We start from the raw sequence: 14,347 nt of genomic DNA on the forward strand, positions 1-14,347 counted from the left end.
ATATCAATCTTGTACTTTCAGAACAGATAGAAAAGCATCCTGAGGAACTTCAACCCTCCCTATATTTTTCATTCTCTTTTTTCCTTCTTTTTGTTTTTTTTGCAACTTCATCTTTCTTGTCACATCACCACCGTAAAGTTTTGCAGTTACATCTTTCCGATAGGCTTTGACAGTCTGCCTAGATACAATTTTTGCTCCTATTGCTGCCTGGATTGCAACATCGAACTGTTGTCTTGGAATCACTTCTTTCAAAGCCTCTGTAAATTGTTTACCCTTAAGATTAGCTACAGTCCTGTGAGCCATATATGCGAGGGCATCTACTTTATCGCCATTAAGCAATATATCTAACTTTATAACATCAGACTCCTCATATCTATCAAGACTGTAATCTAGGGAAGCATAACCTCTACTTACAGACTTTAATCTATCAAAAAAATCAACAACAATTTCGCTTAAAGGTAGATCATAAACTAGCTCCACTTGACCGCCTACATACCTCATATTAATTTGTTTTCCACGCCTATCATTACAAAGCTTCATAACAGAGCCAATGTAAGTATCGGGAACAAGGATATTTGCTCTAGCAATAGGTTCTAATATTGTTTTGATTTTTGAGGTCTCTGGTAATGCACTCGGATTTTCAACACGTCTTACTTGCTGATCTGTAGTAACTACTTCATAAGCGACAGTTGGTGCTGTAGCTATGAGGTCCATTCCGTACTCCCGATTGAGTCTCTCCGAGATAATCTCCATATGTAGAGTCCCCAAAAATCCGCATCTAAAGCCAGCACCCAAAGCTTCAGAGTGTTCTGGTTCGTATTGAAGTGATGCATCGTTTAAACATAACTTTTCTAAAGCCTCTCTAAAAGCTTCAAAATCGTCAGAGTCTTGCGGGAACAAAGCTGCATAAACTTGAGGATTAACTTCCTGAAAGCCTTCTAAATTAGCCGTTCCTGAATTGGCCTTTATAATTGTATCGCCAACTGGAGCACCTCTTATCTCTTTAATGCTTGCGCATATAAATCCTACTTGACCAGAGTTTAACTCTTGCAGATCAGTTATCTTGGGAGTAAAAACTCCAATTTTGTCTACTGTGTGTGTTTCCTTTCTAGAAAAAATCTCGATTTTCTCACCCTTTTCTATTTTTCCTTTAACAACCCTCACTAGAGAAACAACTCCTAGATAGTTATCAAACCAAGAATCGATAATTGAGGCCTGTAACGGCTCTTCGATTAATACCTCTGGTGCGGGAACTAATTTGACGACTTGCTCTAGGACATCTCTAATACCAGTACCGTTCTTAGCACTTATTGCTGGTGCATCAGATGCATCAACACCAATAATTTCCTCTAATTCCTTTTTAATTTTCTCGGGATCTGACTGCGCCAGATCAATTTTATTTAATACAGGAATAATTGTTAAGCCTTCCTCTACCGCGTTATAACATGTGGAAAGAGTTTGAGCTTCAACTCCTTGTGAGGCATCAACTAGAAGTATTGCACCTTCGCAGGCTGATAATGATCTTGAAACTTCGTAGGCAAAATCAACATGTCCAGGGGTATCAATGAGGTTGAACTGGTAAATCTCACCATCTTCAGCAGTGTATTGAAGATTTACAGTTTGGGATTTTATTGTGATGCCTCTTTCCTGTTCTAATTCAAGGGTATCAAGCACTTGAGAGGTCATTTCTCTTTGAGACAAACCACCACATAACTCTATTATTCTATCTGCTAAGGTAGATTTCCCATGATCGATATGGGCGATTATTGAGAAATTTCTAATATTCATCGGTAATAGCTTAACTATAATTTAGCTAAAGCTACTATTTTGACAAATTTAAACTGAGAATTCTCTTATTTCCGTTTCTTGAAACACCAATTGTTGTACTTCGATCTATGTCAAGATCAGACAGGACATCTTTGAATTCGTTAACATTCTTGATTTTTATCCTGGCTAGGGAATAAATAATATCCCCTTTTCTTATACCTGAAATGTAAGCTACACCCTCTGGATCAACATTTGTCACCAGAACACCTTCGATAAATGATCTTTGGCCTTCATTAACTTGATTTTCTACAACCAACCCAAGAGTATTTTGTTCAGTCTCATTAAATGCTATCGATGGATCTTTAGGAAGCTCACCCACAGTGACCTTAATAGTTTTCTTCTTACCATCTCTTAAGACCATGGCATTTACTTCCGTATCGGGTCTTATTGCACCGACAGTTAAGGGTAAATCTGAAGAATAAAATATTTCCTCTCCATCAAAGAATAGAATTACATCCTCTTCTTTTAAGCCTGATTTTTCAGCAGGACTATCTTCAATTATTTGCGAAACCAAGGCTCCTTTTGGCACTTTCATATCTAAAGCCTCTGCAAGCTCGCTGGTGATCTCTTGAATGCTTACTCCGAGCCAACCTCTTGCCACATAACCTTTCTCTTTTAATTGGTCAGCCACATCCATTGCGTAGTCGATTGGTATTGCGAAAGATACCCCCATGTAGCCTCCTGACCTAGTATAGATTTGTGAGTTTATTCCAACCACTTCTCCTTCTAAGTTAAATAATGGACCTCCCGAATTTCCTGGATTAATTGCAACATCTGTTTGGATAAAAGGAACGTATGTAGAGTCTGACCCATTGGGTATGCTTCTTCCTTTTGCACTAACAATGCCTGAAGTCACAGAAAACCTTAATTGAAAAGGCGAACCTATTGCAACCACCCATTCACCTACTTTGAGTTCTTTTGATTTGCCAATCTCTAAAATCGGAAGATTTTCAGCATCTATTTTAAGAAGTGCTACATCTGATCGTTCATCAGCTCCTATAACCTCTGCCTTATATTCTCTTCTATCTCCAAGACTAACCGTAATTACATCTGCATCTTCAACGACATGATTGTTAGTAAGTAAGTATCCATCTTCCGATATTATGAATCCCGATCCAGTAGATACTACCGGTCTTGCATTTTCTCTAGGCATAGAAGGTCTAGGCTGTTGACCAAAAAACCTTTCAAAAAACTCGTCATATCTGGGATCTCCAAATCCACGTCCATAAGTATTTCTCTCTTTGACCGTCCTCGAGCTTGTTATGTTGACCACGGCAGGGGATGCTTTCTCTGCCAAATTTGAAAAATTCGGTAATTCTTTTGATTCTAGTACTACAAAAAAAGATACGAGAATAGATACCAAAAATAATCTGTATTTTGTCATATTTAATTAATTTATTTTCTCAGCAAAAAAATTTGCATTCTGTAGAATTTGATTCTTCTTTTCTGTAGAAATGTTCCCACTTACAGAAACTACATAAATTCCATTCTTAGATTTGATATAAGAGATTCTAGTAGCTTCACCTGCGCCTATTTTATTGACTTCTTTAATTGGATACAAACTTACTTTGAAGGTTTTATCTGAATTAGGAACCCTGTAATTTGCCAAAGCTCCTTTTTGATTTGACTTGTAGTCTTGCAAAATACCCAACCCAGAAACAGAATTATTCAGAACTTCTATTGCTTGAGGGCTTTCAATTGCATCCACTATTCTTTGTGAAGCTGTGTCAGAGAAGGATTCAACAGAGGGTGGGGTTAAGGAATAGATAATCACTGCACAAAATCCGAAGATTGACGCGGCTATATAGCTTGCATGAGGGTATTTATGTTTTTTAATCTGTTCTGGGAATTTAGGTTGAAGCTTGTCCAACTCAAAAGAAACCTTATCGGAAATATCGATATCTAAGAATTCTGATTCTTCATTCTTTAGAGCTTCTTTGCCTTGATGAATATTTTTCCAGAATTCTCTATATTCAGGATTAGATGATATTTCAGATAATATTCTTCTTGTTTCGAAATCAGACAGTTCACCATCTGCTAATGCAGAAATTTTTTCTTTCATAATTTTATTTTCAATCATGAGTTTATCTCCGCATGTGTGGGCTGATGACCATTTCTATATTCTTTAATTGCATCATCGATAACCTCTCTACCTCTAAAGATTCTAGACCTAACCGTCCCCACAGGGCAATTCACTACTTCAGCAATTTGCTCATAACTTAAGCCATCAAATTCTCTTAAGGTTAGCGCCGTTTTAGTGTCCTCACCCAGCCGATTAAGGCTTTCAATAATTATTTTATGCAGCTGATTAGCATAAAAAAAATCTTCTGGTGTGTCTTTATCTATTGGTTCTATGACATGATTTTCTTCTTTAGAGATATCAGTTTGCAAAAGTTCATCTTTTCTCTTTTTAGAGACTAAATAGTTTTTTGACGTGTTAACGGTAATCCTATAAATCCAAGTATAAAATGTACTATCTTCCCTAAAAGAACCAATGGATTTGAAAGATTTGATGAATGAATCTTGAACGAGATCTTCAGCAATTTGCAGATCTTTAACGAACTTAAAGGCAGTAGATATTAATCTAGATTGATATTTCAAAACCAACAAATCAAAGGCCTGATAATCCCCGGCCTTAACCCTTTTAACTAAGCCTAAATCTAGATCTTTGTTTGAAATTTTCATAATAATATCCCTATAGACTATATCTTAACGTTAAAGTTCTCGCCTATTGCAATTTCTTTGATAATTCTAATCCCCCTACAAAGCCTATTTCTTCTATTAGAACTATCGCTAAAGGTACTGTTCTCATAAAATCTCTCATAGTTTCACTGTCTTCAAAAGTATTTCTAAATTCTTGGTAATCTTCTTCTAACAAAAGAGAATTTACGATTGATCCTGATAACAAAACTCCCCCAAGAGAACCCCACACAAGGGCCATATATCTCAGATAAGAAGACAACAAATAATTCAATACATCGATAGTTTGAAGGCTATATTTATCTCCTCTTGCTAATAAAATCTCTTCACTACTGAGCTGCTGGTTTGTTTTGCCTGATAAGGTTTCATAAAAATAAGTTATTCCCTTGCCAGATAAGAAGTCTTCATACGTTGGAGCTCGATAATTCTCTTTAGTAAATCTATCTATTATCGCTCTCAAATCAGGCCTTAAGTGTTTATCAGAGATATTTATGTGACCTGCTTCAGTCGCTATAACAGTCTCTCCCAAAATTCCAGCTAAGCCCAAGCCTGTTCCTGGAGCAACAAGGATCTTTGGTCCTTCTGTCAATTTTTTTTCTCCTATATAGGATAAATCTCCAGCTTTTAAATTAAAGAGCGCATAAGCCTGCAGTTCAAGATCATTAACGACAATCAGCCCACCTGAAAAGAGCTTGTTTTCGAGATTTTTTATACTGAATTCAAGACTAGTATTAACGAATGAAACTTTATCCCCCAAAATAGGGGCAGCAGCACCAATGACCGCCTTATTTATATCCTTTAAACCTTTACCTTCAAGATATGCAAGACAAAGCTCTTCCACGGAATCGAATTGATTGATCTGGTAATTAGCTTTATTGCTGTATTTAAGACCATCCTTGGTCACACAAAACCTAGCATTTGTTGCTCCCAAATCTGCGATAAGTATCAAGATGAGGTACCTAGATTAAGATCATGAAAAGTTAATATTTTTTTTACGATAGGTTGAAGACTTGTGTCCTCAAATGACTTCTTATTCACCAAAATATCAAATATTTCAATATCCTCATATTCTAATAGTCTTTGGAAATTAGTTATTTCATCTTCTTCAAGGTAATCAAAATTATTTTCGACAAAAGGTATGAATATCGCATCAAGCTCCCAGAGTCCCCTTCTACATTGCCACAAAATTTTTTTCTTTAATTCATTCAAAATAATTCCCTTATAATAGTTATATGAAAGGAAAAGAGCTAATAAAACTTGAATATTTGAGCATACTTCAAATAAATGGCAAAGGTTCATTTGAGCTTCTTCAGGGACAAATAACATCCGATATGGAAAAAGTCTCTGTGGATAATTGTGTTATGGGATCTATTTGCGATATTAAAGGTAGAGTTGTGAGCTCTTTTATTACATCCAAAAATGTAAAAGAGAATGATTCTTTCTTTCTGGTAGGTGAGACGAAAGCATTAGAAACTACTAAAACTATCCTTGAAAAATATCAACCTTTTTATGATTGTTCTCTGGCGCTTAGAAAAGATATCAAATTTTATGCAATTGAAGAGAGTTGCTTAAAAAGCGATTTTCCAGAATCAAAGTTAGATTTTACATCACAAAATTATGATTCTTTTTTTAGATTGCACTATCTAGAGAAAAAATACCATCTGATAGGTTTCATAGAATCAGAAGAATTCAAAGGTTACAATATTTCAAAGGATAAATTAGCCTGGGAGTTGGATGAAATAATTAATCAAAACTTCGAAATAACGTCTAAAGTGATAAATAAATTCACTCCTCATGAGCTGGGATATCACCTTACTAGCAGAATTGATTTTGAGAAAGGTTGTTATACCGGTCAAGAAATTGTTGCACGAATGCATTACAGAGCAAAAAAATTGCCTGAGATACTAGTTAAATCGACAAATAAAGAAGTTGAGAACTTTATGAAAGTTTATGACAAAGATAATAAGGTAGTAGGGTTAATTTTATCATGCACAAAAGCTGAAAATAACTATCAATGCCTACTATCTATGAATAAAAACTATTCTGGTCAAGATCTAGATTTTTAGGCATTTTAATTTTCTTCTGTCCATAGAATCGGTAACTTCCCATTATTTTCTAAGTAAGCGTTTGCTTGAGAAAAATGCCTACAACCGAAAAATCCTTTATGAGCAGATAGCGGTGAAGGATGAGGGGCTTTGAGAACTTTATGGATTTTAGAATCTATATTTAACCCCTTTTTTTGAGCATAATTGCCCCAGAGCAAAAATACTAAATTTTCCTTACGATTTAATACTTTGATGATTTCATCTGTAAAAATTTCCCACCCCTGCCCTGCATGAGAGCCAGGACTTCCTTTTCCAACAGTTAAAACAGAGTTTAGTAGCAGCACACCTTGATGACCCCAAAAAGATAAATCACCATGTTTAGGTGGTTCTAGACTTAAATCTGATTTGATTTCTTTAAAGATATTAACTAGCGACGGTGGCAATGTCATTCCCCTCTCTACGGAGAATGCAAGCCCATTTGCCTGCCCGATTCCATGATATGGATCTTGTCCTAATATAACTAATTTAACTGAATCAACAGGTGTTATTTCTAAGCAATTGAAAATTTTTTTCATGGGCGGATAAATAACTTCATTATTAGACTGTTTCTCTTTCAAAAAATTTCTTAAATTCTCCATATATTCTTCACTAAACTCTGATTGAAGAGCTTCAAACCATGAAGTATGCATAGCTGGTCTTTTCTTTAAGGTCATTAATTTACATTATGATGATTAATTAAATTTTTTTAAATGGTTCTATAAATTTAAACTTTTTTTATCCACAATTTCTGTGGATAACTCTTAGGATAACTTTATCTTAGTTTTCTTAAGTGAAATGAAAAGGAGATTTCAGCAGATTGTGCAAAATTCAAACAAAATTCATGAAAACTACAAAAAAATGAATAAAATCAATATCTTAATAATTTTTTTTAAAAGTTTCTAGACTTTTCTGAAAGTTAATAGTTCAAGTAAGAGCAGAAAATATAAAATGATCAAAAACTGTGCGTAATTTTTAATTAGTGCATACAGGATCGCGAATTATTTTTGGAGATATGTATATTATTATTTAAAACAATGACTTAGATATTTAAAGTATAAGTCTAACATCAATTACATTTTCTATACTTTTTAGTGAGGAAATGGATTTTTCATCCACTGCATTCTCTATGTCTATCAAGTTGTATGCAATATCGCCACGACTAACGTTGGTCATCTCGGCTATATTTAAATTTAACTTCCCCAGAGCGGTAGCAATTTGTCCAATCATGGCAGGTACATTTTTATTAATTATGCTAATTCGGTGTTCAGTAGTTCGTTTAAGTTGGACATTAGGAAAATTTACAGAATTTTTAATATTTCCAGTTTCAAGAAAGTCTGTCATTTGGTTTACCGCCATGACTGCACAATTTTCTTCGGCTTGAGCAGTGCTCGCTCCGATATGAGGAAGCAGGATCACATCTTTTTTTTCATTAGCTCTTTTAATTAATTCTGGGGTAGGGAAATCTGTAATAAAATTTCTTAAATTTCCCTTGTCTAGAAATTCCGATACATCCACAGTATTCACAACCTCATGCCTAGCAAAATTGAGCAAGGACAATTCACTAGCTTCTTTGAATAAATCCTTATTAATGATCCCTTTTGTAGTCGAAAGAGCAGGAATATGAATTGAAATGTAATCACTGATTCTAAATAATTCTTCTAATGAACCTACTGGTTGAATTTGACTTGGAAGTTTCCAGGCCGCCTCAACTGAAATAGCTGGGTCATAACCAACAACTTTCATTTCAAGAGAAACACCCATTCGAGCTACTTTAGAACCAATTGCTCCCAGTCCTACTACCCCTAAAGTAGAACCGGCTAATTCGTTTCCTTTAAATTGTTTCTTATTATTCTCTAAAAAAGGCTCGAGTTCAGCCATATCATCCATTTCGGTAAGTTTATTCACAAAGTCTATGCTTGCGTAGACATTTCTGGATGACAACATTAGACCAGCTAGCACTAACTCCTTAACGGCATTTGCATTAGCACCAGGGGTGTTAAAAACAACTATCCCCTCTTCAGTACATTTTTCAACAGGAATATTATTCACTCCTGCTCCAGCTCTTGATATTGCCTTTAAATTAGCAGTTAGATCATCACAAGACATTTTTGTGCTCCTGACAAGCACTCCATCGGGAGCTTCAGAATTCTCTTCAAGAAAGCAGGAAGTACCCTCTAACTGTTCCAAACCTATTTTGGCAATGTTGCTTAATGGTTTCACTGAATATTTTTGCATAATAGTTAGCTTTATTTTTAAGGCCGCGAAGCTTACCATTAATTGCTTAAATGATCGATTATCTATATAGTCGCGCTCCTTTTTAATAATATGAATAAACATTTTCTAGACCTTAATAATTTTTCTAAAGACGATATTGATAGAATCTTAAGCAATTCTCTCGAAATGAAGTCCAAAGGGAAAAACTTAAAAATTTTAGAGGGTAAATTCCTAAGTCTTATATTTGAAAAATCTTCTACTAGAACTAGAGTTTCGTTTGAAGTTGCAATGGCACAACTTGGTGGCAGAGCATCCTTTCTTTCGGTGAATGATTTGCAAATGGGACGAGGTGAACCTATTGAGGACACATCGAAAGTTTTAAGTTCTATGGTAGACGGCATCGTTCTCAGAACACTGGAACATGAAACTCAAATAAAGTTTGCTGAAAATTCATCAATTCCAATAATTAACGGTTTGAGTGACAGATCTCATCCATGTCAATTATTGGCGGATTTACTAACTTTTTGTGAAGAAAAAGGATCAATAGAAGGGAAAAAAGTTGCGTGGTGTGGAGATTTCAATAATGTATGCTTTAGTTATGCTCAGGCCGCAGAGTTATTAAATTTTGAACTTAGTATTGCCTGCCCTAAAGAATTTTGTCCTGAAGACATGAAGAACTATAAAAATGTATCTTTTACTCAATCTATATCTAAGGCCGTAGAAGCCAGTGACTTGGTCTCTACTGATGTTTGGGTGTCTATGGGAGATGAAAGAGAGGCAGATGAAAGAGAAAAATTATTTTCTGACTACCAAGTTAATGAAGAGATACTTGACCATGCCAATTCGGATGTTGTTTTTTTGCATTGCCTTCCTGCTATAAGAGGTCAAGAAATTTCTCATAAGTTACTAGAAGATCCTAGGAGTCTTGTCTGGAGGCAAGCAGAAAATAGACTTCATGCTCAAAAGGGTCTTTTGGTCGAGCTTTTAAATTGATTACTTAACTAAGATAAGATCTTTTTAACTGCTGCCTTCCACTCTTGATATCTGCCCTCTTCTGCATTGGGTAAAAAGACTTTATCTATAACCTTAGTTTCTTCTAAGGAACTTAAATCTTCGAATAGTTCTGCTTTTAGTCCTGCTAGAAAGGCTGCACCTAAAGAAGTTGTTTCAATAATTACTGGGCGAGATACTTCAACTTGAAGAGTATTTGCAAGTTGTTGACAAAACCAATTATTGTTTACCATTCCTCCGTCAATCATTAATTTTTTAAAAGTTGCATTGTCTTTTTTCATAGCCTCAACTAAATCTTTAGACTGAAAAGATATTGATTCAAGTGTAGCTTTAGTAATATCTTCTTTACTAGTATCTCTTGTTATTCCAAATATGGCTCCTCTTGCTTCGGCATCCCAATAAGGAGCGCCTAATCCAGTCAGCGCCGGAATTACAAGTAGCCTAGAATCTGAAGAGGCTTTTTTTGACATCGCCTCAGTTTCGAAGGAGTCTTCAAAAAAATTCAATCCATCTCTCAACCACTGTATTGCTGAACCGGCAACAAATATGCTGCCCTCTAAAGCATATGTTATTTTGCCATCAATTCGATAACCTACAGTTGAAAGCAATTTGTTCTTAGAGTATAAAATCTTATCTCCTGAATTTACCATCATAAAACAACCAGTTCCATAAGTGCTTTTAACATCCCCCGGATCGAAACAACATTGACCAATTAATGCAGCTTGTTGATCTCCAGCTACCCCGCCTATGCTTACTTCACCACCTAGTACTTCAGTAATTCCGTAATCTGATACGTTGTCACAGACTTCGGGAAGAATTTGCCTTGGAATCTCAAAGACATCCAATAAGTCATCATCCCATTTCTGTTCCGCTATATTGAACAACATAGTTCTTGAGGCATTAGTGATATCTGTCTTATGGCATCTACCTTCCGTCAATTTCCAAATTAAAAAAGTGTCTATTGTTCCAAATAGCAAGTCTCCATTTAATGCGAGTTCCCTTGAACCTTCGACATTATTTAAGAGCCAATGAATTTTTGTTGCTGAGAAATAAGGGTCGATAGTGAGTCCTGTTTTTTTATGAATAATATCCTCGTAGGAGACTAATTCATTGCAGAATTCTGATGTTCTTCTATCTTGCCAAACGATAGCATTATGAATTGGATTACCTGTTTTTTTATTCCATATTAGTGTAGTTTCTCTTTGGTTAGTTATACCTATGGAAGCTATTTCGGAACTCGTTATTCCGCTTTCCTTAACTAATTTCTGCAATGTAGATAAAACAGATTGCCAAATGTCTTCAGGATTGTGTTCAACCCACCCATCATTTGGAAAAAATTGATTGAATTCTTGTTGGACAGAACAAATAAAATTACCCTTCTTGTCATACAAAACAGATCTTGTACTTGTGGTTCCTTGGTCAATAGAAATAATTTTTTCTTTCATGAAGCCTACCTTAACGCAATATATAAATAATAACTTACTAAATAGTTATCCACAGCAAATTAACAGAAAATTTATGTGTTTATAGTATTGTGTTTTTTGTTAAAACACAGTATCTTGTGTCTATATTCAAAAGTAGACACAATATATAGGGATATTAGAATAAGAAGAAGAAAACAGAAATAGAAGGAAAAAGATGGAATCATCTACACAAATTCAAGAGAAAGACAAAAAAAACAAGCAAACAGGGCAAAAAGAAGCAAAACCAGCCATTGCACCAGGGCAAATGCGAGTCATCAAAAGAAATGGTTCAGTAGTTTCCTACGATGCAGAAAAGATAGCCATCGCCATCACGAAAGCTTTTTTGGCTGTTGAGGGAGGAGCTGCAGCAGCCTCGACAAGGATACATAACGAAGTCAATGAACTGGCTAATGCTGTTACTAAAACTTTCAATCGGAGAATGCCTTCGGGAGGCACTCTGCACATAGAAGAAATTCAAGATCAAGTGGAATTGGAATTAATGAGATCGGGAGAACAGAAGGTAGCCAGATCCTATGTCCTGTATAGAGAAGAAAGAAAGCAGCTCAGACAAAAGGAAGCTCCGCAAAAGGAAGAAAAAGAGGGTATAAATATTACTCTTGAAAATGGAGATGAAGATACTCTTGATATAAAGCATCTTGAGACCATGGTTACAGAAGCTTGTGAAGGATTAGAAGGAACTAATGCTCAAAATATAATAGATGAAGCAAACAAAAACCTATATGACGGTGTGACAGAAGAAGATGCAAGAACTTCTTTAGTGATGACTTCACGAACCCTAGTAGAACAAGAACCAAACTATACATACGTAACGGCAAGAATATTACTCGATAATATTAGGACCGAGGCGCTCTCCTATCTGGGGATGCAGAAGCAAGCAACGCAAAAAGATATGGAGAACCTCTATCCACAAGCCTTAAGAAACTTCATAGCAAAAGGAGTAGAAAACGAAATACTCAATCCAGAATTGCTTGAAATGGATATAGAGAAACTAGGAGAGGCCATCAATGCGACGCGAGATACTAACTTCACTTATTTAGGCCTTCAAACACTTTATGATAGATATTTCATTCATGATACTGAAGTAAGGTATGAATTACCTCAGGTATTTTTTATGAGGGTGTCTATGGGTCTAGCCCTCAGGGAAGAAAAAAGAGAAGAGAGAGCTATAGAATTTTATAATCTTCTATCTAGTTTTGATTATATGAGCTCTACCCCTACTCTATTTAATTCAGGTACTAAGCACTCTCAACTATCTTCTTGTTATTTAACAACAGTTCCAGACGATCTCCATGGTATTTATGGAGCAATCCAAGATAACGCAATGCTTTCAAAGTGGGCAGGAGGACTAGGAAATGACTGGACACCAGTTAGAGGACTAGGATCACAAATAAAAGGAACAAATGGAAAATCTCAAGGAGTAGTTCCATTCCTAAAAGTTGTAAATGACACAGCAGTTGCCGTCAACCAAGGAGGCAAGAGGAAAGGAGCTGTTTGTTCTTACTTAGAAACCTGGCATGTAGACATAGAGGAGTTTGTTGAGCTAAGAAAAAATACAGGGGATGATAGAAGAAGAACTCATGATATGAATACGGCTAATTGGGTTCCCGATTTATTCCTTAAAAGAGTATCTGAAGACAAAAAATGGACATTATTCACACCAAGCGATACTCCTGATCTTCATGATCTATATGGTATGGACTTTGAAAAAAGATATGAAGAATATGAAGCACAGACACAAACAGGAGAAATTCAGTTCTTCAAAGAAGTAGATGCAAAAGAACTTTGGAAGAAAATGCTTTCCATGGTGTTTGAAACGGGACATCCCTGGATAACTTTCAAGGATGTTTGTAACTTGAGATCTCCTCAACAGCATACTGGGGTTGTTCACTCTTCTAATCTCTGCACCGAAATAACTCTTAACACGAGTCAAGACGAAATAGCTGTTTGCAATTTAGGGTCAGTCAATCTTACTCATCACATAAAAGACGGAAAAATGGATGAGGAGAAGCTAGAAAAAACAATTAATACAGCTATAAGAATGTTAGATAACGTCATAGATATCAACTTTTATGCTGTAAAGGCAGCAGAAACTTCCAATATGAAACATAGACCTATCGGTCTTGGGATAATGGGCTTCCATGACGCTCTTTATATGTTGCAAACACCTTATGCTTCACAAGAGGCAGTTGATTTTGCGGACAGATCTATGGAAATGGTAAGTTACTACGCCATAAAAGCTTCGAGTGATCTGGCAAAAGAAAGAGGCGCATATCAGTCTTATGAAGGTTCTCTATGGAGCCAAGGCATCCTACCTATAGATTCAATAAAGCTTCTTAAAGAAAGTAGAGGCGATGACTATCTAGACATGGACGAAAGCTCAACGATGGACTGGGATAGTCTAAGAAAAACTGTAAAAAAACAAGGAATAAGAAATTCTAATGTTATGGCCATAGCCCCAACAGCAACAATTGCTAATATTACCGGGGTTTCACAATCAATAGAGCCCACCTATCAAAACTTATATGTTAAATCCAATCTATCTGGGGAATTTACGGTTACCAATATTCCTATGGTTAACAACCTAAAGGAATTGGGTCTTTGGGATTCAGTAATGATAAATGATCTCAAGTATTATGATGGTAGTGTAAAAGGAATATCGAGGATCCCCGACAGCGTAAAAGAACTCTATGCTACAGCATTTGATATTGAACCCAGATGGTTAATTGATGCTGCAAGTAGGAGACAAAAATGGATAGATCAAAGTCAGTCTTTGAATCTATATATTGATGAACCGAGTGGTAAGAAATTAGATATCATGTATCGAATGGCCTGGTTAAGAGGTCTAAAAACAACCTATTATTTGCGTTCTAGGTCAGCAACAACAACTGAAAAATCAACTATATCAACAGGAGAGCTAAACGCGGTTTCGGCAACTGCTCAGCCTGAAGTACAACTACAAACTAATACGACTGCACCATCAGCATGTTCAGTGCTTGATCCTGACTGCGATGCATGTCAATAAAAATA

At 35.8% G+C, this 14,347-nt stretch carries 12 protein-coding genes; 3 read left to right on the top strand and 9 right to left on the bottom strand.

All coding sequences use genetic code 11. The features are described 5' to 3' along the window. Window positions 1-3 precede the first annotated feature (3 nt). Genes lepA through M9C83_04835 form a run of 6 tightly spaced genes read right to left on the bottom strand, consistent with a single transcriptional unit; the run spans window position 4 to window position 5,736 of the window. Window positions 4-1,788, bottom strand: a complete 1,785-nt coding sequence (gene lepA / locus M9C83_04810) for a translation elongation factor 4 (protein URQ65979.1) — start codon at window positions 1,786-1,788, stop codon at window positions 4-6. A gap of 34 nt (window positions 1,789-1,822) precedes the next feature. Beyond that, on the bottom strand, window positions 1,823-3,211 hold the full coding sequence (locus M9C83_04815) for a DegQ family serine endoprotease (protein ID URQ65980.1): 1,389 nt from the start codon (window positions 3,209-3,211) through the stop codon (window positions 1,823-1,825). A gap of 6 nt (window positions 3,212-3,217) precedes the next feature. Next, a complete protein-coding gene (locus M9C83_04820) occupies window positions 3,218-3,907 on the bottom strand; it encodes a sigma-E factor negative regulatory protein (protein URQ65981.1) in 690 nt (229 codons plus the stop codon). Continuing rightward, a complete protein-coding gene (locus M9C83_04825; GenBank protein URQ65982.1) occupies window positions 3,904-4,512 on the bottom strand; it encodes a sigma-70 family RNA polymerase sigma factor in 609 nt (202 codons plus the stop codon). The genes M9C83_04820 and M9C83_04825 overlap by 4 nt, the downstream gene beginning before the upstream one ends. Before the next feature lie 43 nt (window positions 4,513-4,555). Beyond that, entirely contained in the window at window positions 4,556-5,476 is a 921-nt protein-coding gene (locus M9C83_04830) for a glucokinase (GenBank protein URQ65983.1), read from the bottom strand. After that, a complete protein-coding gene (locus M9C83_04835; protein URQ65984.1) occupies window positions 5,473-5,736 on the bottom strand; it encodes a succinate dehydrogenase assembly factor 2 in 264 nt (87 codons plus the stop codon). The genes M9C83_04830 and M9C83_04835 overlap by 4 nt, the downstream gene beginning before the upstream one ends. A 23-nt stretch (window positions 5,737-5,759) precedes the next feature. Here M9C83_04835 and M9C83_04840 point away from each other — a divergent pair, with 23 nt between their 5' ends. Beyond that, entirely contained in the window at window positions 5,760-6,593 is an 834-nt protein-coding gene (locus M9C83_04840) for a hypothetical protein (GenBank protein URQ65985.1), read from the top strand. A gap of 5 nt (window positions 6,594-6,598) precedes the next feature. On the opposite strand, the gene ung is transcribed toward M9C83_04840, so the two are convergent. Together ung and M9C83_04850 are read right to left on the bottom strand one after the other, a co-directional pair. Continuing rightward, complete coding sequence (ung, locus tag M9C83_04845) at window positions 6,599-7,285, bottom strand: uracil-DNA glycosylase (GenBank protein ID URQ65986.1); 687 nt, start codon at window positions 7,283-7,285, stop codon at window positions 6,599-6,601. Between the two features lie 373 nt (window positions 7,286-7,658). After that, complete coding sequence (locus tag M9C83_04850; GenBank protein ID URQ65987.1) at window positions 7,659-8,846, bottom strand: phosphoglycerate dehydrogenase; 1,188 nt, start codon at window positions 8,844-8,846, stop codon at window positions 7,659-7,661. Between the two features lie 90 nt (window positions 8,847-8,936). Here M9C83_04850 and argF point away from each other — a divergent pair, with 90 nt between their 5' ends. Beyond that, complete coding sequence (argF, locus tag M9C83_04855; protein ID URQ65988.1) at window positions 8,937-9,818, top strand: ornithine carbamoyltransferase; 882 nt, start codon at window positions 8,937-8,939, stop codon at window positions 9,816-9,818. Window positions 9,819-9,826: 8 nt separating this feature from the next. On the opposite strand, the gene glpK is transcribed toward argF, so the two are convergent. After that, window positions 9,827-11,281, bottom strand: coding sequence for a glycerol kinase GlpK (gene glpK, locus M9C83_04860; GenBank protein ID URQ65989.1), 1,455 nt, complete (start codon window positions 11,279-11,281; stop codon window positions 9,827-9,829). A gap of 193 nt (window positions 11,282-11,474) precedes the next feature. Here glpK and M9C83_04865 point away from each other — a divergent pair, with 193 nt between their 5' ends. After that, window positions 11,475-14,342, top strand: a complete 2,868-nt coding sequence (locus M9C83_04865) for a ribonucleoside-diphosphate reductase subunit alpha (GenBank protein URQ65990.1) — start codon at window positions 11,475-11,477, stop codon at window positions 14,340-14,342. Window positions 14,343-14,347: the final 5 nt, after the last annotated feature.

The organism is SAR86 cluster bacterium, from assembly GCA_023703575.1.
Lineage (GTDB): Bacteria > Pseudomonadota > Gammaproteobacteria > Magnimaribacterales > Magnimaribacteraceae > Magnimaribacter.

What these genes read in the sequence shown, in the direction of transcription:
- M9C83_04840 (URQ65985.1), top strand. Translation starts at nt 5,760, where the DNA reads ATGAAAGGAAAAGAGCTAATAAAACTTGAATATTTGAGCATACTTCAA.
- M9C83_04825 (URQ65982.1), bottom strand. Translation starts at nt 4,512, where the DNA reads ATGAAAATTTCAAACAAAGATCTAGATTTAGGCTTAGTTAAAAGGGTT.
- glpK (URQ65989.1), bottom strand. Translation starts at nt 11,281, where the DNA reads ATGAAAGAAAAAATTATTTCTATTGACCAAGGAACCACAAGTACAAGA.
- ung (URQ65986.1), bottom strand. Translation starts at nt 7,285, where the DNA reads ATGACCTTAAAGAAAAGACCAGCTATGCATACTTCATGGTTTGAAGCT.
- M9C83_04815 (URQ65980.1), bottom strand. Translation starts at nt 3,211, where the DNA reads ATGACAAAATACAGATTATTTTTGGTATCTATTCTCGTATCTTTTTTT.
- lepA (URQ65979.1), bottom strand. Translation starts at nt 1,788, where the DNA reads ATGAATATTAGAAATTTCTCAATAATCGCCCATATCGATCATGGGAAA.
- M9C83_04865 (URQ65990.1), top strand. Translation starts at nt 11,475, where the DNA reads ATGGAATCATCTACACAAATTCAAGAGAAAGACAAAAAAAACAAGCAA.
- argF (URQ65988.1), top strand. Translation starts at nt 8,937, where the DNA reads ATGAATAAACATTTTCTAGACCTTAATAATTTTTCTAAAGACGATATT.
- M9C83_04820 (URQ65981.1), bottom strand. Translation starts at nt 3,907, where the DNA reads ATGATTGAAAATAAAATTATGAAAGAAAAAATTTCTGCATTAGCAGAT.
- M9C83_04850 (URQ65987.1), bottom strand. Translation starts at nt 8,846, where the DNA reads ATGCAAAAATATTCAGTGAAACCATTAAGCAACATTGCCAAAATAGGT.